At 68.4% G+C, this 21,431-nt stretch carries 13 protein-coding genes; 4 read left to right on the top strand and 9 right to left on the bottom strand.

The features are described from left to right. Nucleotides 1-4 precede the first annotated feature (4 nt). The 3 genes from prmC to rpmE all read right to left on the bottom strand — a co-directional run bounded on the left by prmC (nucleotide 5) and on the right by rpmE (nucleotide 2,366). Complete coding sequence (gene prmC / locus ACWDSI_RS03510) at nucleotides 5-901, bottom strand: peptide chain release factor N(5)-glutamine methyltransferase (RefSeq protein WP_449755664.1); 897 nt, start codon at nucleotides 899-901, stop codon at nucleotides 5-7. Beyond that, nucleotides 898-1,998: a peptide chain release factor 1 gene (gene prfA / locus ACWDSI_RS03505; protein ID WP_449755663.1), complete on the bottom strand. Its 1,101-nt coding sequence runs from the start codon at nucleotides 1,996-1,998 to the stop codon at nucleotides 898-900. Before prfA ends, prmC begins: the two co-directional genes overlap by 4 nt. A 140-nt stretch (nucleotides 1,999-2,138) precedes the next feature. Beyond that, a complete protein-coding gene (gene rpmE, locus ACWDSI_RS03500; RefSeq protein WP_449745972.1) occupies nucleotides 2,139-2,366 on the bottom strand; it encodes a 50S ribosomal protein L31 in 228 nt (75 codons plus the stop codon). Between the two features lie 337 nt (nucleotides 2,367-2,703). Between rpmE and ACWDSI_RS03495 the strand changes: the two genes are divergently transcribed. The 4 genes from ACWDSI_RS03495 to ACWDSI_RS03480 all read left to right on the top strand — a co-directional run bounded on the left by ACWDSI_RS03495 (nucleotide 2,704) and on the right by ACWDSI_RS03480 (nucleotide 12,614). Next, a complete protein-coding gene (locus tag ACWDSI_RS03495; RefSeq protein WP_449755662.1) occupies nucleotides 2,704-8,073 on the top strand; it encodes a glutamate synthase-related protein in 5,370 nt (1,789 codons plus the stop codon). Nucleotide 8,074: 1 nt separating this feature from the next. Next, complete coding sequence (locus ACWDSI_RS03490; RefSeq protein ID WP_449755661.1) at nucleotides 8,075-9,889, top strand: sulfite reductase subunit alpha; 1,815 nt, start codon at nucleotides 8,075-8,077, stop codon at nucleotides 9,887-9,889. A gap of 42 nt (nucleotides 9,890-9,931) precedes the next feature. Next, nucleotides 9,932-10,936 (top strand): heme transporter, encoded by a 1,005-nt coding sequence (locus ACWDSI_RS03485; protein ID WP_449755660.1) that lies wholly within the window; start codon nucleotides 9,932-9,934, stop codon nucleotides 10,934-10,936. A gap of 103 nt (nucleotides 10,937-11,039) precedes the next feature. Then, nucleotides 11,040-12,614, top strand: a complete 1,575-nt coding sequence (locus tag ACWDSI_RS03480) for an aspartate:alanine exchanger family transporter (protein WP_449755659.1) — start codon at nucleotides 11,040-11,042, stop codon at nucleotides 12,612-12,614. Nucleotides 12,615-12,648: 34 nt separating this feature from the next. Here the strand turns inward: ACWDSI_RS03480 and rho are convergent, their stop codons facing one another. The 6 genes from rho to argS all read right to left on the bottom strand — a co-directional run bounded on the left by rho (nucleotide 12,649) and on the right by argS (nucleotide 21,409). Then, the gene (gene rho / locus ACWDSI_RS03475; RefSeq protein ID WP_449755658.1) at nucleotides 12,649-14,577 is read right to left on the bottom strand and encodes a transcription termination factor Rho; all 1,929 of its coding nucleotides are present in this window, start codon (nucleotides 14,575-14,577) and stop codon (nucleotides 12,649-12,651) included. Between the two features lie 378 nt (nucleotides 14,578-14,955). Next, the gene (thrB, locus tag ACWDSI_RS03470; protein WP_449755657.1) at nucleotides 14,956-15,894 is read right to left on the bottom strand and encodes a homoserine kinase; all 939 of its coding nucleotides are present in this window, start codon (nucleotides 15,892-15,894) and stop codon (nucleotides 14,956-14,958) included. A gap of 19 nt (nucleotides 15,895-15,913) precedes the next feature. Beyond that, a complete protein-coding gene (thrC, locus tag ACWDSI_RS03465; protein ID WP_449745977.1) occupies nucleotides 15,914-17,011 on the bottom strand; it encodes a threonine synthase in 1,098 nt (365 codons plus the stop codon). Next, nucleotides 17,004-18,341: a homoserine dehydrogenase gene (locus ACWDSI_RS03460; protein WP_449745978.1), complete on the bottom strand. Its 1,338-nt coding sequence runs from the start codon at nucleotides 18,339-18,341 to the stop codon at nucleotides 17,004-17,006. The genes thrC and ACWDSI_RS03460 overlap by 8 nt, the downstream gene beginning before the upstream one ends. Continuing rightward, a complete protein-coding gene (gene lysA, locus ACWDSI_RS03455) occupies nucleotides 18,342-19,760 on the bottom strand; it encodes a diaminopimelate decarboxylase (protein ID WP_449745979.1) in 1,419 nt (472 codons plus the stop codon). Then, the gene (argS, locus tag ACWDSI_RS03450) at nucleotides 19,757-21,409 is read right to left on the bottom strand and encodes an arginine--tRNA ligase (protein ID WP_449755656.1); all 1,653 of its coding nucleotides are present in this window, start codon (nucleotides 21,407-21,409) and stop codon (nucleotides 19,757-19,759) included. Before argS ends, lysA begins: the two co-directional genes overlap by 4 nt. Between the last annotated feature and the right edge of the window lie 22 nt (nucleotides 21,410-21,431).

Raw genomic sequence — 21,431 nt, 5'->3', positions numbered from 1 at the left:
CCTGTCACGCCCGCGTCGGCGGCCGGTCCGGCCCGTCGGTTCGGCGACGTCGCGCGGTCACGAACCGCGGCCGGTCGGCGAGGTCGCGGTGCGCGATGATTTCGTCGTAGGCACCGGTCGCGTCGAGAACCTCGACCACCTGCCGCGATGTCGACTCGTCGTGTTCGATGCCCACCCGACCGCCGGGGCGCAATATCGTGGCGATCACCCCGGCCATCGGGGTGATCACGGCCATGCCGTCGCCTCCGGCGAACACCGCGTGTGCCGGATCGGCGGCCACCTCGGGCGACACCTGCGCGGCGGCGGGCACATACGGCGGATTGGCCACCACGAGGTCGAGGGACCCGTCGGCGATGTGACCGGCGACGGCCGCCTCGTCGGTGACGTCGGCCGCGATCACCGTGACCCGATCGCCCAGGTCACCGGCTTCGACATTGCGACGCAGCCAGCGCAGCGCTCGCGGGTCGGTCTCCACCGCGGCCACCCGCGCACCCGGTAGGGCGGCCGCGATGGACAGCGCCAGCGCGCCACTGCCACTGCACAGGTCGGCGACCGCGGGCGCGTCGATCCGCGCGAGAGCCCGGCAGGCCCACTCCAGGAGGAACTCGGTTTCCGGGCGCGGCACGAATACACCCGGTCCGACCGCGAGATCGACCGGGCCGAACGCCGCGCGACCGGTGAGGTGTTGCAGCGGCTCGCGGCGGCTGCGGCGTTCGATCAGGTCGCGATAGCGGCGAAGTGCGGTGTCGTCGAGGTCGTCGGCCATCAGCAGCAGCCCGCGATCGACGCCGAGGACGTGCGCCATCAGCCACTCGGCGTCGGCACGCGCCGAGTCGATCCCGGCCGCCGCGAGGTCGGCGGTGGCACGGCGCAGCTCTGCCGACACCGGCGCGGCGGTCATTCGGCGTCGAGCCGGGCCTGCCGGTCGGCCGCGACCAGGGCGTCGAGCAGGGCATCCATGTCGCCGTCGAGCACCGCGTCGAGGTTGTTGGCCTTGTAACCGATGCGGTGGTCGGTGATCCGGTTTTCCGGGAAGTTGTAGGTGCGGATTCGCTCGGAGCGGTCCACGGTGCGGATCTGCGCGGCGCGGCCCTCCGCCGCGGCCACCTCGGCCTCTTCCTCGGCGGCCGATTGCAGTCGCGCAGCCAGCACCTGCATCGCGCGGGCTTTGTTCTGCAGCTGCGAACGCTCGTTCTGGCAGGTCACCACGATGCCGGTGGGAAGGTGGGTGATCCGCACCGCCGAGTCGGTGGTGTTGACGCCCTGCCCGCCCTTGCCCGACGAGCGGTAGACATCGACGCGCAGATCGGATTCGTCGATCTCGACCTGCTCCACCTCTTCGGGCTCGGGATAGATGAGAACACCTGCGGCCGACGTGTGGATGCGCCCCTGCGATTCGGTCACCGGCACCCGCTGCACCCGGTGCACGCCGCCCTCGAATTTGAGTCGCGACCAAACGCCGTCGCGCGTGGCCTCCCGCGACTTGATGGAGAGCGTGGCCTCCTTGTAGCCGCCGAGGTCGGACTCGGTGACGCCGAGAACTTGCGCCTTCCACCCGTGCCGTTCGCAGTACTTGAGGTACATCCGGGCGAGGTCGGAGGCGAACAGGGCCGACTCCTCACCACCGGCACCTGACTTGATCTCGAGCACCACGTCGTCGCCGTCGTGCGGATCTCGTGGGGCCAGCAGGTCGGTGAGGGTGGCGTCGAGTTCGGTGACGGACTCTTCGAGGGCCGGGATCTCCTCGGCGAACGCCGGATCGTCGGCGGCGAGCTCACGTGCCGCGGCCAGATCGTCGCGCGCTGTCCGCAGCTTCGTGTACGTGGCCATCACCGGCGCGAGTTCGGCAAAACGTTTGCCCACCCGCCGGGCATTGGCCGGGTCGTCGTGCAACGAGGGGTCGGAGAGCTGCTGCTCGAGGCCGGCATGCTCGGCGAGGATGTCGTCGATGGCCCCCCCGTTGCTGTGGGCGCTGTTGCTGTGGGCGCTCGTGGGCACCGCTCCTCCTGATCGCCGACGCGGCTGGAAACGACAACCGTCTCTGGAAACGACAACCGTGGCTGAAACAACAACCGTGGCTGAAACGACAAACGACGCCCGGCCGGTTTGCGGGAACCGGGCGGGCGTCGTCGTGGGGTCTACTTGGCGTCGGCCTTCTTGGTGCGCTTGCCGTAACGCTTCTCGAACTTGGCGACGCGGCCACCGGTGTCGAGGATCTTCTGCTTGCCCGTGTAGAACGGGTGGCACTGCGAGCAGACCTCGACGTTGATACGTCCGTTCTCTGCGGTGCTGCGGGTCTCGAAGGTGTTGCCGCAACCGCACACGACCGTGGTCGCGTGGTAATCGGGATGGATTCCCTGCTTCATCGTTGGTGTCCCTTTCTCGTGGTCGCCGGGTCACCGCCGCGATTCGGCGGTGTGAACCGGTACCGGACTCGACCGACCAGTATGCCATCGCCTGCGGCAACAGGGGAAATCGCGCCGCTGCCACACGCCATGGAGTGCTGAATCCGTCATCGTGCCCAACGCGGCACCAGGGCCGGTTCATTCCCGATCGGGCGCAGGTCAGGTGGGACTATTTTGGTAAGGCTTTCCTAAGTTATAGTTCTCCCTCGATACCGCTCCACCGTCGCAGCGGCGTCATCCGAGCGACCGGCCGGACGTCGGCGGGCAGTTCCGCGACATTCGGCACCGAGACGAGGGGATGCGAGTGCAGCAACCGCACCGGCTGTGGGATCCGAGCGACGAGAAGAGCAGTTGTGGGGTGGGTTTCATCACCCGCAAGGACGGCGTGCAGCGCCATGAGGTGATCGAGATGGCGCGTGAGGCGCTGTGCTCGGTCCCGCACCGGGGTGGACGCTCGGCGCTGGGCGTGGGAGACGGCGGCGGCATCTGCATGGACCTGTCGCGACGCTTCTTCCGCAAGATCACCGGTCGCAGCGATCTCGATCTGGGCCGGTTCTGCGTGGGCAACTTCTTTCTCCCCGACGATCCCACCGCCACCGGACACGCCGCCGCCCTCATCGAACGCACCATGGACGACCGCGGCTTCACCGTGTTGCACACCCGCGACATTCCCGTCGACCCGTCGGTGCTGGCGCCGGCCGCCGCGGCGGCACAACTCCCCATCCGCCAATGGGTCTTCGCTGCGCCGCAACCGTGTCCCGAACCGGCCGACCTCGATCACCTCGTGCAGCAGGCGCTGCTGCACATCGAGTCGATCGCCTACACCTCACCCGACCTCGCCGGGCTCTACCCGCTGTCGCTCTCGGCGCGGACCCAGGTGCTCAAGGGCCGGCTCTCCTCGCCCGAGGTCATCGACTACTTCACCGATCTCGCCGACGCCGACCATCGGGTCCACACCCTCTACTTCCATACCCGCTTCTCCACCAACACCGACCCGCATCCCACGATGGCGCAGCCGTTCCGGTTCCTCGCGCACAACGGCGAACTCAACACCGACAAGAAGAACCGCATCGCGCAGGTCACCGCGGCGGCAGCCGAGGGCCACACGATCTCCCGGCCGCCGGGCCAATCGGACTCGAGCCGACTCGACCAGACGGTCGCGGCCCGCGTGGTGTCCGATCGGGTGGACCTGGTGACCGCGATCGTGTCGATGATGCCGCCCGCCTGGGAGAACGATCACACCCTCTCCGACGGCGTGCGAGCGATGTTCGAGTACTTCTCGTTGTGCGAGGAGAAGAACGACGGCCCGGCAGCCGTGGTGTTCGGCGACGGCACCGTGGTCGGCGCACGCCTGGACCGGCTGGGCCTACGTCCGCTGCGCACGGTGGAGACCGCCGAGTACCTGTGCGCCTTCTCCGAGGCCGGCCAGGTGTCGTTCCCGCCCGACCGGGTGATCGCGCGCGGCCGGGTCTCCGCGGGCGGCATGATCTACTTCGATCACCGCGAACACCGCACCTACACCACCCGGCAGGCGTACGAGAAGCTCGCTGCCGCAGTCGATTACCCAGCCCTGCTCGCTGCCGCCAAGGTGGACCTCGCCGAGCTGCGCACCCGACGGCCGACAACGTCAGAAGAGATCGGGTCACCCGGCACCCCCGACACACTGACCGACACACAGCGCTATCGCGCCTACTACCTCGATCAGGAGAGCTTCCGCTACTTCGTCGACCCGATGCTCGCCGACGGCACCGAACGGGTCTCGGCCATGGGTTTCGGCAATGCGATCAATGCCCTGACCAACATCGAACCCAGTGTGGCGCGGTTCTTTTCGCAGCGTTTCGCGCAGGTCACCAACCCGCCGCTGGACAGCATCCGCGAGGCCGACGGCATGTCGCTGCGGGTGGCGCTCGGCGCCCGGCCGCGCGCAGACCACATCGACCGCACCCGCCCGGCTCGCCAGATCGTGATCGCGTCACCGGTACTCGACGACGCCGACCTGCAGGTATTGCGGCGGCAGACCGAGACTCCGGTGCGCGTGTTCGACGCCACCTGTGCGGTCGATGCCGCGGTGACCGACGTCGGCGCGGACCGCACCGCGATGGTCACCGCCATCGACCGTCTCGGCGACGACGTGGTGGACTTCGCCGCCACCACCGGCGGCATCGCGATCCTCAGTGATCGCGGGATCGGCCCCGATCGGCTGGCGCTGCCGATGATCGTGCTGGTGTCGGCGGTCAACCAGCGACTCATCTCCGCGGGGCTACGGTTGCGCGTCTCGGTGATCGCCGACTCCGGCCAGATCGAGTCCTCCCATCATCTCGCCGCGGTCCTGGGTTTCGGTGCGGCCGCGGCACATCCGCATTCGGTACTGCGCCGCGCCGCCGAGACCGGCGACCCCACCGATGGATTTCGCCGATGGACGAAAGCCGCCGAGAAGTCGTTGATGAAGACGATGGGCCGGGTGGGACTGTGCACCGTGGAGAGCTACATCGGCGGCGAGTTCTTCGAACCGAACTTCCTCGACACCACCGACACCGACCTCGCGCGATGGTTTCCGGGCTTGCGATCCCCCGTCGGCGGTGCCGGCTTCGACGCGATCGTCGCCGCGTGCGGCCGGGCCCATCGCGCAGCGACCGCCCGCGACGACGTGCTCGCCACCGACCGCGATCTGCCACTGCTGGGCCTGTTCAAGGAACGCGCCGACGGTGCCGGCCACTCGTTCGGGGTGAGCGCGGTCCGCGCCTACGGTGCGCTGACCGCCGAGGCCATCCGATTCCCCTCCCGCACCGGCACGTCCGCCCGCACCGGAAGGATGAGCACCGGAACGATGAGCACCGGGCCTCTCAGCACCGGGTCGGTCGATCCCACCGCATTGCGCACGCTCACCCTGGCCGCACTGACCGACGCCTTCGGCCTCGACGCACGCGCCTACACCGCCACCGACTTCCGGCAGCTCTCCCCCGACCAGATCGACACCTTCACGATCACGCCCGCCTATCGCGGATTCAGCGCGCAACTGTCCGATGACCGTTCGGTGCGCCCGAGCGCACTGCGCGACATCCTCGGGTTCCGCAGTGCCACAACTGCATTACCGCTCGACGAGGTGCAACCCGCCCACGAGATCACGGCATGTTTCGCCTCCGGCGCGATGAGCCACGGCGCGCTCGTGGCGCCGGCACACGAGGCCGTGGCACACGGCACCAACATGGTCGGCGGCTTCTCCAACAGCGGCGAGGGTGGCGAGCATCTCTCCCGCTACGGCACGATCCGCGCCTCGCGCATCAAACAGTTCGCCTCCGGTCGATTCGGCATCTGGGCGGGGTATCTCGCCGACCCGATGCTCTCCGAACTCGAGATCAAGATCGGTCAGGGTGCCAAACCCGGTGAGGGCGGACAACTTCCGGCCCCGAAGGTGACCGTCGAGATCGCCGCGGCCCGTGGCGGCACCCCCGGTGTCGAACTCATCTCTCCCCCACCGCATCACGACACCTACTCCATCGAGGATCTCGCCCAGCTCATTCACGACTGCAAGGCGGCGCGGGTCCGCGTGGTGGTGAAACTCGTATCGTCGGAGGGCATCGGCACCATCGCGGTCGGCGTCGCGAAGGCCGGCGCCGACGTGATCAACGTCGCCGGCAACACCGGCGGCACCGGGGCGGCGGCGGTCACCAGTCTGCGCTACGCCGGACGCGCCGCCGAACTCGGTCTGGCCGAGGTGCATCAGGCACTCAGTGCCCACGGTCTGCGGCAGAAGGTCGTCCTGCGCACGTCCGGAGCCCATCAGACCGGGCACGACGTGGTGGTCTCGGCGTTGCTCGGCGCCGACAGTTTCGAGTTCGGCACCGCCGCCCTGATGATGATCGGCTGCGTGATGGCCAAGAACTGCAACATCAAGTGCCCGGCCGGGTTGACCACCAATCCCGAAGTCTTCGAGGGGGATCCGCGGGCGATGGCGCAGTACCTGCTCAACGTCGCCCATGAGGTGCGCGAGATCCTGGCGGGTCTCGGCATCGGCGACCTGCGCGCGGCGCGCGGCCGCACCGATCTGCTCGAGCCGATCGATCACCCGTCGATCGTGGGCACCTTGCGCACGAGCGCACTCCTCGCCCACGCCGAGGCACCGGAGATCGTCAACCCGGTCTACCTCGAGCGTGACTACGCGATCGACGATCGGCTCTTCGATGAGGTGCACACCGCTCTGGTCGAGCAGCGCGCCGACAGCGTCCGCACGCAACCGGTGGTCCTGGGCAATCGCAACAAGAGTGTCGGCGCCCAGTTGGCCGTCGACATCGAACGGCTGCTCAATCATCGCGCCCCCGACGACGTCGACGAGTTGCCCGCGGTGTACCGGGACGATCGCGACCGTCGTTACCTCGCCCCCGATGCCGTCGTCGTCACCACGTCCGGATCGGCGGGATTGTCCTATGCCGCCTTCGCCAACGACGGCATGCGCTTCGACCACACCGGGACCTGTAACGACGGCGTCGGCAAGTCGATGTCCGGCGGCGCCGTGGTGGTGCGGTCACCCGGCGGCGGATCACCCGCCGAGGGCGGCAACGTCCTCGTCGGCAACTTCGCCTTGTTCGGCGCCACCGGCGGACGGTTGTTCGTCGAAGGCGAGGCCGGTGACCGGTTCGCCGTGCGCAACTCCGGCGCCTCCGCCGTCGTGGAGGGCGTCGGCGAGTTCGGTTGCGAGTACATGACCAACGGCGCCGTGCTCAATCTCGGAGCGTTCGGGCGCGGACTGGGCAACGGCATGAGCGGCGGCTTCCTGTACCAGTACGATCCCGGCTGCATCCTGGCCGAGCGCATCAGCGCCGACTCGGTGATCGTCGGCGCGATCACCGGGGTCGACGACCCGCTGGCGCCGATTCATCATCAGGCCGTCCTCCAGATGCTCCTTGCCCACGCCGAGGCCACGTCGTCGGCCCTGGCCACCCGCCTGCTCGAGAACTGGGAAACCGAACGGCATTACATCAGCTACGCGATGCCGCGCGCGTTGATCGCCTACCAGGACCCCGAGGCGCTGCTGGCGTCGGTGGGCCGTCGCGGACTCGTCGACGAACTGGCGTCGGCGATGGCCACCGATCAGGTTCGCGCTCTCAAATGCCATGTGCGCGAGGGGACCGCGGTGGCCGGTGGCGCCCTGCCGGCCTACGGTCACACCGACGACACCGAGACGTTCCGGCTACTCGGCGCCTTCACCGTGTATGAACTCGCCCGCGAGGTGGCGGCGTCGCGATTCGGGCGGTCCACTTCCGCGCGGACACCCGGCACCGGCCCCGACGAACGGGGGATCGCCCGTGCCGCAAAGAATCTGATCCTCACCGAGGACGCCGATCTCATCGCCCGGGTGGCGCGGTTCGTCCGCGACATCCTCGACGGCTACGACCACGATCAGATCGCCGCACTCATCTCGGCGAAGCGGGTGGACGACTACAAGCAGGCCCTGACGCGTCGCAATGTGCTGTCGGTGGATGCGCCGGCCACCTACGGCTGGATCCTGCACCGCGATCGCCACAACCGCGACGCCCTGGGCGCACTCCCCGATTTCGACGAACTCTTCGCGTCACAGACGGTTCCGGCCGTGGTGGACGCACTGATCAGGTCCGCCGCCGCGGACGTCGACGCCCGGCCCACCGTGGTCGCCGAGCAGAAGGCCGGATGACGTGCAACTCCCCTACATTCCCTCCGACATCCCGTTCACCGGCGACCAGAAGGCCTGGCTCGCCGGGTTTCTCGCGGGCCTGGGTACCCGGATCACGATGCCGCAGAGCGTGCAGAGCACAGCGACGGACGTCACCGCGCCCGGCATGCCGGTGCAACAGACCGCCGAGCGGCTGCTGATCCTGTACGGAACCCAGACAGGCAACGCCGAGTTCGTGGCCGACGCCGCGAAAGTGCTCGCCGCCGAACACGGACTCGATCCCCGGGTGTGCGACATGGCCGAGATGGACGTGGCTTCTTTCGCGGCCGAGCGGCGTGTGCTGATCGCGGTGTCCACCTACGGTGAGGGCGACATGCCCGACGATGCCGAGGAGTTCTGGCGGGCGATCGCCGCACCGGAGGCGCCGCGTCTGGAAGGCATGTCGTATGCACTCGTGGCGCTGGGTGATTCGATCTACGACGGGTTCTGTCAATCGGGCAAGAACCTCGATGCGCGGCTGGCCGAACTCGGCGCCACCCGGGTGATCGACCGCGTGGACTGCGACGTCGACTTCCGGCAGCGGGCGCAGGACTGGATGGGTGCGGCGATCCCCGCGCTGGCCGCGCCGCATGAGCCCGCATTCACACCCGCCGCACCGGAGAAGCCCGCCGCCGCGCCGGGCGTCACAACGGCCCGGGCGGCGTCCCGCACTGCCCCCTGGGGTCGCAAGAACCCGTATCCGGCGACCGTCGTGGCCAATTCGGTGCTGTCGGGCCCCGGATCGGACAAGGAGGTTCGGCACCTGGTGATCGGGCTCGGCGACAGCGGCATCACCTACGAACCCGGTGACGGGATCAGCATCGGCGCGGTGAACGACCCGGATCTGGTGGAGGCCATCATCGACCGTCTGGGCGTTCCCGGCGACACGATGATCGTCGACCGCAAGGAGCAGCGGACACTGCGTGAGGCATTGACCACGCGCTACGAGATCACGACGGCCTCGAAGTATCTGCTCGACTACATCGCGAGCCGCAGCGGTGACCCCGAACTCACCCACCTGAGCGCCACCGGCGACCATGAGGCCCTTGATGCCTATCTGTGGGGCCGTGACGTGCTGGACCTGCTGAACGTCGATGCGGCGCTGACGATCACACCCGACAAGTTGCTGGCCGAGCTGCGGCCGCTGGCCAATCGGGTGTACTCCATCTCGTCGAGTCCGCGCGCCCACCCGGGAACCGTGCACGTCACCATGGCCGCCGTGCGCTACCGCACCGGCGAACGTGAGCGCGGCGGCACCTGCTCCACCTACCTCGCCGATCGTGTGACCGACGGCCAGACCGTCGGTGTGTACATCACACCCAACAAGTCGTTCCGGCTGCCCGCCGACGACACCGCGAAGGTCATCATGGTGGGTCCGGGCACCGGCATCGCACCGTTCCGCGCGTTTCTGCACGAGCGCGCCGGTCGAGGCGCGACCGGCGAGAACTGGCTGTTCTTCGGCGATCAGCACGCCGCCTGCGATCACATCTACGCCGACGAGATCAACCAGTTCGTCGCCGACGGGGTACTCGACCGGCTCGACTTCGCGTTCTCCCGCGACCAGGACCACAAGATCTATGTCCAGGACCGGATGCGCGAGCACGGCGCCGAACTGTATCGCTGGCTCGACGAGGGCGCCCACCTGTATGTCTGCGGCGACGCCACCCGGATGGCCCGCGACGTCGACGACGCGCTGCACGAGATCATCGCCCGGCACGGCGATGTAGGGCCCGACGATGCCGCCGATGTCGTGGCCCGGCTCAAGAAGGACAAACGTTATCTGCGCGACGTCTACTAGCCGCGCGCCCATCGCACACCTACACACAAAAGGACGGCAACGATGCCAGCCACCCCCGATGAACCCGCACATCCGCACCGCGCGGACGCCGGCGAGAACACCGCGCCGTGTGCGCGCGAACGCGAATGTCGTTGTGCCCGTGCACGCAAGCAGAGCGATCTGCATGCGTTGCTCGCCGACCCCGGCTTCCGCGGCACGGTGATCGGTGACGACGTCGTCGGCGTGGGTGCCCATCTGCCGCTGCTGGATCAAGTGGTCGGGGTCACGGTGGCGGGCCCGGTCATCGTCAACGACGTGGGCGTGTACGCCGCCCCGGTGGTGACCGGTGGTCCGATTCGCTGCCGGCCGTCGCAGATCACGTTGCGCATCGAGCCGTCGCGGCTGGGCACGATGCTGGTGACCGAACCCGAGGCGCACACACCTGGAACGTTGCGGATGTTCGACCGCGAGGGAAACACCGCACACGCCACCTATCTCACCGAGGGGTCCGATCGACTGGGGTTCGAGGCGATCACCCTGTCGGCGGGCGCCTTCGGCGATTCGGGCCGCACCGTGCCCGCCCCGGCACCCACGCTGTGCTGCACCAGTGACGCGCTCGAGGATCAGGTGACCCAGCTCGACGACGTACTCACCGACGGCGGCGTGCGGCGCCTCGCGTCGATGCCGGCGTACGCCGAGCACGGATACCGCAGGGTCGAGACCCGCCGGGTCGTCGCCGCGCTGGAGCACGCGGCGCTGCACGCTCTGGAGCTAACCGTGGTGGCCGCGGCACCCGGCTGTCTACAGATGCACCACGATCGGCTCGACGCCGCGCGCGAGCACCGCGGCCAGATGATTCTCGCGTCGGGCAGCAGCCGCGCCATGATCAACTTCGGTCTGGTGGCGCAGTGTTGGGTGACATGGTCTCAGGGGGTGTGGGGTCCCACCGCGTCGATCGAGCTCTACGACCGTCACGCCCGGTGCAGCATGCTGATCACCCAGACCGGCCCGGTCGAGCCGGCTATGTTCTGGGCATGGGACCAATTGCTGCGTGACGTGACCGCCTGACCCGGTGGACGCAGATCACACCTGAAGAAGGTCTTCTGCCACCTGCGTCGTTGGGCACCGGGGTCGATACTCGTCGCATGTACACCTGCGATGTCGTAGACCGGTGACCGCGGTTGCGCGGTTGCTCGCCGAGCAACCACTGCTATATCTCGCGATCGTGATCGGGATCGGTGCCGCCTTGGGTCGCGTCTCGATTCGTGGCGTGGCGCTCGGCCCGGCCGCAGTGCTGTTCACCGCGCTGGTGATCACCGCTGTCGGCACCGCCTTCGACGTCCACATGAAGGTGGCCGAGATCGTCGGCAATCTGGGACTGGTGCTCTTCGCGTTCACCACGGGACTCGTGGCCGGGCCGAGCTTCTTCGCATCACTGCGCTCGGCGTGGAAGCTCGTGGTCACGATCACCGTGGTGTTGATCGCGGCGGCGATCACGGTGTTCCTCGTCGGTTCGTCATTCGGTCTGTCGCACAAGACCATTGCCGGCACGTTTGCCGGTGCGGTGACCAACACGCCCGCGCTCGCGGCCGCCGGTGGCTCGGCCGAGGCAACCGTGGGATATGCCTGCGCCTACGTCTTCGGCGTTCTGCTGATGCTGGTGATGGTGGCGCTCGCGTTCCGCTTCGGCAACGACGATCCGGACACCCCACCGAAGGTGATCGGCGTGACGGTGCGCATCGAGAGCCCGGACGTGAGCGTCGCCGGTCTGCGGTCGCGCCACGGCCATCGCCTGACCTTCTCCCGGATCGCGCACGGCGCACACGAACCGGTGACACCCGTCGACGACGAGCAGATTCTGCGGACCGGCGATCTGGTGACCGTGATCGGCCCGCGTGCCGACATCGACGCGCTGATCGACGAGATCGGTCATCGCTCGACGCACGATCTCACCGCCGATCGCAGTGCGCTGGATTTTCGTCGTATCACCGTCTCGGCGCCGAACCTCGCGGGCCGGCGCATCCGTGATCTGGAACTCGATCGCCACGGCGGCTCGGCCACGCGGGTACGCCGCGGCGACACCGACTTCATCGCCAACCCCGACACGGTGATCGCGCTCGGAGACCGGATTCGGGTGGTGGCGCCGCCGGACAAGATGCGCAGGATCGCCGCCGAACTCGGTGATTCGTCGCGCGGTCTCACCGAACTCAATGCGCCGGCACTGGGTTTCGGCCTGGCCGTGGGACTGCTGCTCGGTTTGATCCCGATTCCGATTCCGGGGCTGGGGTCGCTGTCGTTGGGTGCGGCGGCGGGCACCCTCATCGTCGGCCTGGTGATGGGAAAGGTGGGTCGTATCGGGCCGATTCCCACGTCCATGCCGGTCACGTCCGCGCAGGTGGTCACCGAGATCGGCCTACTGCTCTTCCTCGCGTTCGCGGGTACCAAGGCCGGTTCGCTCATCCTCGACGCGTTCACCAGTGGCGCGATCGTCGACATCCTGGTGACCGGCGCGGCCACCTCCCTGGTGATGGCGGTGGGGATGTACGCCGCCTGCCGGTGGGTGCTGCGGATCGGTCGTGTCCGCATGGCAGGCGCCCTGGCCGGCGCACAGACCAATCCCGCCCATCTGGCCTTCGCCAATGCCCGCAGCGGGGACGACCCGCGCATAGCGCTGGGCTACGCGTTGGTCTACCCGACCGCGATGGTGGTCAAGATCCTTCTCGCCCAGATCATCTCGGTCTTGTAGCGGACTGGCGTACGGGGACGGCGGGCGATGGGGGTCACTCGTCCCGCATGGCGCCGGGTGCGTTGGTCTGCACCTGCATCAGGAACTCGATGTTGTTCTTGGTCTTCTTGAGCTGACTGATCAGCAGGTCGATGGCCTGCTGTGAATCCAGCCCGGACAGCACACGACGCAGCTTGTGCACGATCGCGAACTCCTCGGGCGACATCAGCAGTTCGTCCTTGCGGGTGCTCGACTGGTTGACGTCGACCGCCGGGAACACGCGACGGTCGGCGATCTTGCGGTCGAGTTTGAGCTCGGCGTTGCCGGTGCCCTTGAACTCCTCGAAGATCACCGTGTCGCCGGTGGAACCGGTCTCGACCAGCGCGGAGGCGATGATCGTCAGGGAGCCGCCGTTCTCGATGTTGCGCGCCGCGCCGAGGAATCGCTTGGGTGGGTAGAGCGCCGTGGAGTCCACACCACCGGACAGGATGCGGCCCGACGCGGGCGACGCGTTGTTGTAGGCGCGACCGAGGCGGGTGATGGAGTCGAGCAGCACCACCACGTCCTTGCCGGCCTCGACGAGGCGCTTGGCCCGCTCGATGGCCAGTTCGGCCACCGAGGTGTGGTCTGACGGCGGACGGTCGAAGGTGGAGGCGATGACCTCACCCTTCACCGAGCGCTGCATGTCGGTGACCTCTTCGGGTCGTTCGTCGACGAGCACCACCATCAGGTGGCATTCGGGGTTGTTGGTGGTGATCGCGTTCGCGAGGTCCTGCAGGATCGTGGTCTTACCGGCCTTCGGCGGCGACACGATCAGCGCGCGCTGCCCCTTGCCGATCGGCATGATCAGGTCGATCACGCGCGTATCGAGGCGATCCGGGGTGGTCTCCAGGCGCAACCGCTGATTGGGGTAGAGCGGGGTGAGCTTGCCGAATTCGGGACGCTTGCGGGCGGTCTCGATGTCGCCACCATTCACCGTGTCCAGCCGGACCAGCGGATTGAACTTCTGGCGCTGATTCTGCTGTTCACCCTCACGTGGCACCTTGACCGCACCGGTGATGGCGTCGCCGCGACGCAGTCCGTTCTTGCGGACCATGTTCATCGACACGTACACGTCGTTTGGCCCGGCGAGGTAGCCGGAGGTACGCACGAACGCGTAATTGTCGAGGACGTCGAGGATGCCGGCCACCGGCGCCACGACGTCGTCCTCGGAGATCTGCGGCTCGCCCGACGTGGACTCGCGATCACGTCCGCGACGACGCTCACGGAAGCGACGTCCGCGGCGACCGCGACCCCCGCCGTCGTTGTCGTCGTCGCGGTTGTTCTGGTTGTTGTTGGAACCCTGGTTGTTGTTCGAGCCCTGGTTGTTGTTCGAGCCCTGGTTGTTGTTCGAGCCCTGGTTGTTGTTCGAGCCCTGGTTGTTGTTCGAGCCCTGGCCGCCGTGGTTGTTCTGCTGGCCGTTCGTGTTCTGGCCCGACTGGTTGCGGCCACGGGTGCGGTTGCGCTGGTTGCCCTGACCGCCCTGCTGGTTGTCGCGTCCCTCGTCACCGTCGCGACGATCGGTGCGCGGCGAACGCTCGGCCGTGGAGGCATCCGCGGCGGGCTCGGAAGCGCTGGGTGCCGGCGTGGTCTGCGCGGGCGCGGTGGCGGTGGCGGTCTGTTCGGGGGCCGTCTGCTCAGGGGCCGACTGTTCGGGCGCGGGCGATTCGGCCTTGTCACTCTTGGTGCGACGCGTGGTGGCACGTGCGGGTGCGGCGGCCGCAGGGGTGTTGCCGGCCTGGCGTTCCTTGATGGCGGCGATCAGGTCGCCCTTGCGCATACCCGACGTGCCCTTGATGCCGAGTTCTCCGGCCAGCGACCGGAGCTCGGTGAGCACCATGCCGGACAGTCCGGTGCGTGCCTTCGTCGTGGTGGCCGCCGTGGAACCGTCGTTGCCGGTCTCACGCTCGGCGGGTGGTGCGGTGATCAGGTCCGTATCGGTCACGGATGTCCTTTCGTTCCTCTACAGCCACAGTGCTGCACGAGGGTGTGGTGTCACCTTCTGCACGAGTGCACCGTCGAATTCTGCTCGACAGGCGGTGTCCTGCAGAGGGATATCTGCCGTCCGTGGTGGACCGGCAGAAAAGATCGTGTCGTCCGGCTGCGGTGTACTACTCCTGAACTGGAAGGTCGTCAGAAATCTGCCTGCTCGAATGCTGCGTCATGCCTCAGATCTGTGACTACTGAGCGGACATCCGGGGCCGACCGGATGGGCAGATCAGTGATCGGTGAGAAGCACGGCGGAACGAGCCTGCGCGGCTAGACCAGACTATCGTAACCCGTTCGCATGATACGGGCAACACGCCACGGCCGCATCACCGGATCATCCGATCTCCACGCCACCGGCGATTTCGACCGCCCTGGCACTGAATCCGAGATTCGCGGCGTGCTCGCGCGCCCGACCATCCACCGGGTCGCAACCGAGCACGAGCACGCTCGGGCCCGCACCCGACACCGTCGCCGCAAGCCCGAGGCCACGCAGGGCGTCGACGAGTTCGATGGTCTCGGGCATGGCCACGGCCCGGTACTTCTGATGCAGCCGGTCCTCGGTGGCGACGAACAGGCAGCCCGGATCGGTGGTGAGCGCCACCACGGCCAGCGCGGCTCGGCTCACGTTGAACACCGCGTCGGCGCGCGGCACCTCCGCGGGCAGCAACCCGCGGGTCACCGACGTCGACGATTCGGTGGCGGGCACGAACACGGTGGCCCGGATGTCGGGATGCAGCGTCAGTCGACGCGCGCCGTACCGGGGAAGCTCCCCCGCCTCCGACCAGGTGACCACCGCCGATCCCAGGACGCTGGCCGCGGCGTTGTCGGGATGACCCTCGAACTCCCCGGACAGTTGCACCAGTTCGTCGGTGCTCAGCCGGTCGGCGAGACCCGACGCGGCGATGAGCGCCGATGCGGCGGCAAGCCCCGACACCGCCGCCGACGCGGAGGATCCCAGTCCGCGCGAGTGCGGGATCGCGTTGATGCAGCGAAGGTGCAGCCCGGGCGCCGACAGGCCCGCGTGGGCCAGCCCCGCCATCAACGCCCGCGCAACGAGATGGTTGGCGTCGGTGGGTACCTGAACGGCACCCTCTCCGGTGGCCTCGACGAGAATGCCGGACGCGGTGGTCTCGACGGACACCTCGTCGTGGATGCCGAGAGCAAGGCCCAGCGAATCGAATCCCGGGCCCAGGTTGGCACTCGACGCGGGCACCCGCACGTGGGCCGAGATACCCTCGGGCAGTTGCCGATACACAGTGTCGGGGGTGACCATCACGCCGTCCGCCGATGACTCAGGCCACGCCGAGCGCATGGGCCACCGCGATCGGGTCGACGTCGATTGCCTCCACCTCGGGCATTCCCGACAAGGCGGTGTCGGGGTCCTTGAGTCCGTTTCCGGTGACGGTGCACACCACGGTCTGTCCCGGGGTGATCCACCCGTCGGCGTGGGCGGCGAGCAGTCCGGCCACACTGGCGGCCGAGGCGGGCTCCACGAACACGCCCTCCTTGCCCGCGACCAGCCGGTAGGCCTCGAGCAGCTTCTCGTCGGTCGCGGCACGGAACTGACCGTTCGACTCGTCGCGGGCGGCCACCGCCTGATGCCAGCTCGCCGGGTTGCCGATGCGGATGGCGGTGGCGATGGTCTCGGGGTTGCTCACCGGCTCACCGCTCACCAGCGGGGCGGCGCCTGCGGCCTGCACGCCCAGCATCCGCGGCAGGGTGGAGCTCACGCCGTCGGCGTGATACTCGCGGTAGCCCTTCCAGTAGGCGGTGATGTTGCCGGCGTTGCCCACCGGCAACGCGTGCACGTCGGGAGCCCGCCCCAGCACGTCGACGATCTCGAAGGCCGCGGTCTTCTGTCCCTCGATCCGGGCCGGATTGACCGAATTCACCAGTTCGATCTCGGTGAACTCGGCGGTGGCCTTGCGGGCCAGTTCCAGGCAGTCGTCGAAGTTGCCGCGCACCTGAATGATCTTGGCGCCGTGCATCACCGCCTGGGCGAGTTTGCCCATCGCGATCTTGCCCTCGGGAATCAGGACGGCACAGGTGATTCCGGCGCGGGTGGCGTAGGCGGCGGCCGACGCCGACGTGTTGCCGGTGGAGGCACACAGCACGGCGGTCTTGCCGTTGTTCACGGCGTTGCTCACCGCCATCGTCATGCCGCGGTCCTTGAACGACCCGGTCGGGTTGAGGCCTTCGACCTTCAAATACACCTCGCAGCCGGTCAATTCCGAGAGGTGGGGCGCCGACACCAGCGGGGTGGCGCCCTCGAGCAAGGTCACCACCTTCCAGTCGTCGCCGACCGGGAGCCGGGAGCGGTAGGCCTCGATCAGGCCCGGCCAGCCGGCGTGCACCGGCGCGTAGGTGGGCGCGGGGGTGGCGTCAGTCATCGGTTCCTTCCAATCGCAAGACGCTCGACACCTTGATCACGGCGTCCATGTCTTCCAGTGCTGCAACGCATTCCGATTGTGCCCGGTCCGGCGCGCGGTGGGTCACCACGATCAGCCGGGCGTCGTCTCCCGCGCCCTCCTGGCGCACCGCGGCGATGCTCACCGACCGTTTGGAGAACTCGTTGGCCACCTGGGCGAGCACACCCGGTTTGTCGGCCACACGCATCGACACGTAGTAGCGGGTGGGGACGTCGTCGATCGTGGCGATCGGCAACGAGGCGTAGGTCGACTCCAGCGGACCGCGACCACCGTGCACCTTGTTGCGCGCGGCCATCACCATGTCGCCGAGAACGGCCGACGCGGTGGGCGCTCCGCCGGCACCCTGTCCGTAGAACATCAGCCGTCCGGCGTTCTCCGCCTCCACCACCACGGCGTTGAAGGCACCGTTGACGGTGGCCAGCGGATGGGTCAGCGGGATCAGGGCCGGGTAGACGCGGGCGGACACCCGCTGCGATCCGTCCTCGCCGCGGACGCGTTCGCAGATCGAGAGCAGCTTGATGGTGCAGTCGAACTTCTTCGCGGCCACCAGGTCGGCCGCGGTCACCGAGGTGATGCCCTCGCGGTGCACGTCGGCGGCGGTCACCCTGGTGTGGAAGGCGATCGAGGCGAGGATGGCGGCCTTCGCGGCGGCGTCGTAGCCCTCCACGTCGGCGGTGGGATCGGCCTCGGCGTAGCCGAGCCGACCGGCCTCGGCGAGGGTGTCGGCGTAATCGGCGCCGGTCTCGGCCATCGCCGACAGGATGAAGTTGGTGGTGCCGTTGACGATTCCGGCGACCCGGTCCACCGTGTCCCCGGCCAGCGACTGGGTGAGCGGCCGCACCACGGGGATCGCTCCGGCCACCGCGGCCTCGAAGTACAGGTCCACCTTGGCCCCGGCGGCGGCGGTGGCGAGTTCGCCGGTGTACTCGGCGAGCAACGCCTTGTTCGCCGTGACCACCGATTTGCCCGATTGCAGTGCGGTGCGGATCAATTCGCGCGCGGGGTCGATTCCGCCGATGAGTTCGACGACGATGTCGACGTCGTCGCGCGCCACCAGTTCGGCCGGGTCGTCGGTGAGCAGTTCCTGGGCGATCTTGCGCGGTCGGGTCAGATCCCGCACCGCGACGCCGCGCAATTCGACCGGGGCGCCCACGCGGGCACGCAGGTCGTCGGCGTTGTCCTCGATGATCCGCACCACCTCGGCACCCACGTTGCCCATGCCCAGCACCGCGATGCCGATGCTCCGAGCGGCGGGCGTTGCGCCGTCGGTGTTGTCGGGGTTGTCGCTCATTCAGCTCATCTCCAGCCTGAGGAAGTCGTCGATGGTCTCACGTCGCAGGATCACGCGGGCATCGCCGTCGGCGACGGCCACCACGGCGGGCCGCATGATCATGTTGTAACGGCTGCTCATGGAGTAGCAGTAGGCGCCGGTGGCGGCCACCGCGATGAGGTCGCCGGGTGTCAGGTCTGCGGGCAGCCAGCAGTCCCGGATCACGATGTCGCCGCTCTCACAATGCTTTCCGACGACGCGACTGACCACGGCGTCGGCGTGCGAGATGCGCGAGACCAGCCGCACGTCGTAGTCGGCCTGATAGAGCACGGTGCGGATGTTGTCGCTCATGCCGCCGTCGACGGACACGTAGCGGCGCACCGCGTCGCCGCCGAGTGCGACGTCCTTGATGGTGCCCACCCGGTAGAGCGTGATGGTGCCGGGCCCGGCGATCGCACGCCCGGGTTCCACCGAGATCGTCGGCATCGGCAAGCCCACCGCGGCCGACTCGCGGCGCACGATGCCCGCGAGCGTCTGCGCCACCTCGTCTACGGGCAGCGGATCCTCCTCCGGGAGGTAGGAGATACCCAGTCCCCCACCGAGATCCACGATCGACATCTGCGAGGTCTTGGCCACTCCGAACTCGGCGACCACGTCGTGCAGCAGACCCAGCACGCGGTGTGCGGCCAGTTCGAACCCGTCCATGTCGAAGATCTGCGAGCCGATGTGACTGTGCAAGCCCACCAGACGCAGGTTGTCGGTGGCGAACACCCGGCGCACCGCGTCCATGGCCACGCCACCGCTGAGCGCGAATCCGAACTTCTGGTCCTCGTGCGCGGTGGCGATGAACTCGTGCGTGTGCGCCTCCACGCCGACCGTCACCCGGATCAGTACGTCGGCCACCACGCCACGGGCACCGGCGATCTCGTCGAGACGATCGATCTCGATCATCGAGTCCAGCACGATGTGACCCACCCCGGCGTCGACCGCCGCGGCGAGCTCGTCGGCGCTCTTGTTGTTGCCGTGCAACGCGATTCGCTCGGCGGGAAAGCCCGCGTGCAGTGCGACGGCGAGTTCACCGCCCGAACACACGTCCAGCGACAAGCCCTCCTGCTCCACCCAACGGGCGACTTCGGTACACAGGAACGCTTTCGACGCGTAGTGCACCGTGCCGTACGGGCCGAACGCGGACATCATGTCTGCGCAGCGCGAGCGGAAGTCGGCCTCGTCGAGCACGAACAGCGGGGTGCCGAAACGCTCGGCGAGTTCGCCCACGCCGACCCCGGCCACCGTCAGTTCGCCGGTGTCGTCGCGAGCGGCGTTGCGCGGCCACACATGCGCCGGGATGGCGGCGAGGACGGCGGGGTCGTTGGGACGTTGCGCCAGGTGGGGCGCGGCGAGGATCTCGGCGTGCCGCGGGCCGGCCGGGTGTGCGTTCACATCCGCTCCGGGGCGCTCACGCCGACCAGGTCGAGGCCGTTCTCGATGACCTGGCGGGTCGCCGCGCACAGCGCGAGCCGCGCGCGGTGAATGTCGGCGGGTTCCTCGTCGCCCTGCGGCAGCACCCGGCACCGCGCGTAGAAGCGGTGATAGGTACCGGCCAGGGTCTCCAGGTACCGGCAGATGCGGTGCGGTTCACGCAGATCGGCCGCGGTGGCCACCACCTCGTCGAAGTCGCCGATCGTGCGGATCAGGTCGCCTTCGGCCGGATCATCGAGCAGGTCGAGGTGCTCGATGTGCGGCGAGAGCCCGAGTTCGGCGGCGTTGCGCCCGATCGCGGCCAGCCGCGCATGCGCGTACTGCACGTAGTACACCGGGTTGTCGTTGGACTGCGTGGTCAGCAGGTCGAGGTCGATGTCGATGTTGACGTCGAGCGACGACCGGATCAGAGCGTAGCGGGCGGCATCCACGCCGACGGCCTCGACGAGGTCGTCGAGGGTGATGACGGTGCCCGCCCGTTTGCTCATCCGCACCGGTTTGCCGTCGCGGACCAGGTTCACCATCTGTCCGATGAGGACCTCGACGGTGTCGGGGTCGTCGCCGAGCGAGGCGGCGGCCGCCTTGAGCCGGGTGATGTAGCCGTGATGGTCGGCGCCGAGCATGTACATGCACAGGTTGAAACCGCGGTTGCGCTTGTCGCGGTAGTAGGCGATGTCGCCGGCGATGTAGGCGGCCTCGCCGTCGCTCTTGATGACCACACGGTCCTTGTCGTCGCCGAACTTGGTGGTGCGCAGCCACCACGCGCCGTCGGATTCGTAGAGGTTGCCGTTGGCCCGCAACTCGGCGATGCACTCCTCGACCAGGCCGGAGGTGAACATGCTGTTCTCGTGGGTGAAGACGTCGAAGTCGGTGCCGAATTCGTGCAGGCTCTGCTTGATGTGGTCGAACATCAACTCCACGCCGACGGCCCGGAACGTCTCGACGCGCTGCTCCTCGGGCTGGTCGAGTACCCCGGGCACCCGGTCGACGACGTCGCGGGCGATGTCGACGATGTACTCGCCGGCGTAGCCGTCCTCGGGGGTGGGGCGACCCAGCGCCGAGGCCTCCAGCGATCGGGCGAAGCGGTCGATCTGGGCGCCGTGATCGTTGAAGTAGTACTCGCGGGTGACCGCAGCGCCGCGGGCGGACAGCACCCGGGCGAGCGCGTCGCCGACGGCGGCCCAGCGGGTGCCACCGAGGTGGATCGGGCCGGTGGGGTTGGCCGACACGAATTCGAGGTTGATCACCTTGTCGGACAGTTCGCCGCCGCGCCCGAACTCGCCGGTCTGCTCCAGGACGGTGGCCACCACCGTGTTCTGTGCCGCGGCGGCCAGCCAGATGTTGACGAATCCGGGACCGGCGACCTCGGCTTTGGTGATGCCGTCGGCACCGGCGAAGGCGTCGGCGAGCCAGCCGGCGAGTTCGCGCGGGGCCACCCCGAGGCGCTTGCCGAGTTGCAGCGCGATGTTGGTCGCATAATCGCCGTGGTCGGCGTTGCGGGGGCGCTCGACGACGATCGAATCGGGCACCAGGGAGTCATCGAGGCCGTGGTCGGAGACGACGGCCCGGGTCACGGCGCTCAGCAATGCGGCGAGGTCGGCGGGAGTCACAGGTCACCATCCTATTGGCCGC

The sequence above is a fragment of the Gordonia sp. NPDC003429 genome, assembly GCF_053588575.1.
The sequence above is the reverse complement of the archived record's forward strand: the minus strand, read 5'-3'. Positions and strand labels throughout refer to the sequence as shown.

Coding starts and splice junctions, on each gene's coding strand:
- prmC (WP_449755664.1), bottom strand. CDS start 901: ATGACCGCCGCGCCGGTGTCGGCAGAGCTGCGCCGTGCCACCGCCGAC.
- rpmE (WP_449745972.1), bottom strand. CDS start 2,366: ATGAAGCAGGGAATCCATCCCGATTACCACGCGACCACGGTCGTGTGC.
- ACWDSI_RS03495 (WP_449755662.1), top strand. CDS start 2,704: ATGCGAGTGCAGCAACCGCACCGGCTGTGGGATCCGAGCGACGAGAAG.
- ACWDSI_RS03485 (WP_449755660.1), top strand. CDS start 9,932: ATGCCAGCCACCCCCGATGAACCCGCACATCCGCACCGCGCGGACGCC.
- thrB (WP_449755657.1), bottom strand. CDS start 15,894: ATGGTCACCCCCGACACTGTGTATCGGCAACTGCCCGAGGGTATCTCG.
- thrC (WP_449745977.1), bottom strand. CDS start 17,011: ATGACTGACGCCACCCCCGCGCCCACCTACGCGCCGGTGCACGCCGGC.
- ACWDSI_RS03460 (WP_449745978.1), bottom strand. CDS start 18,341: ATGAGCGACAACCCCGACAACACCGACGGCGCAACGCCCGCCGCTCGG.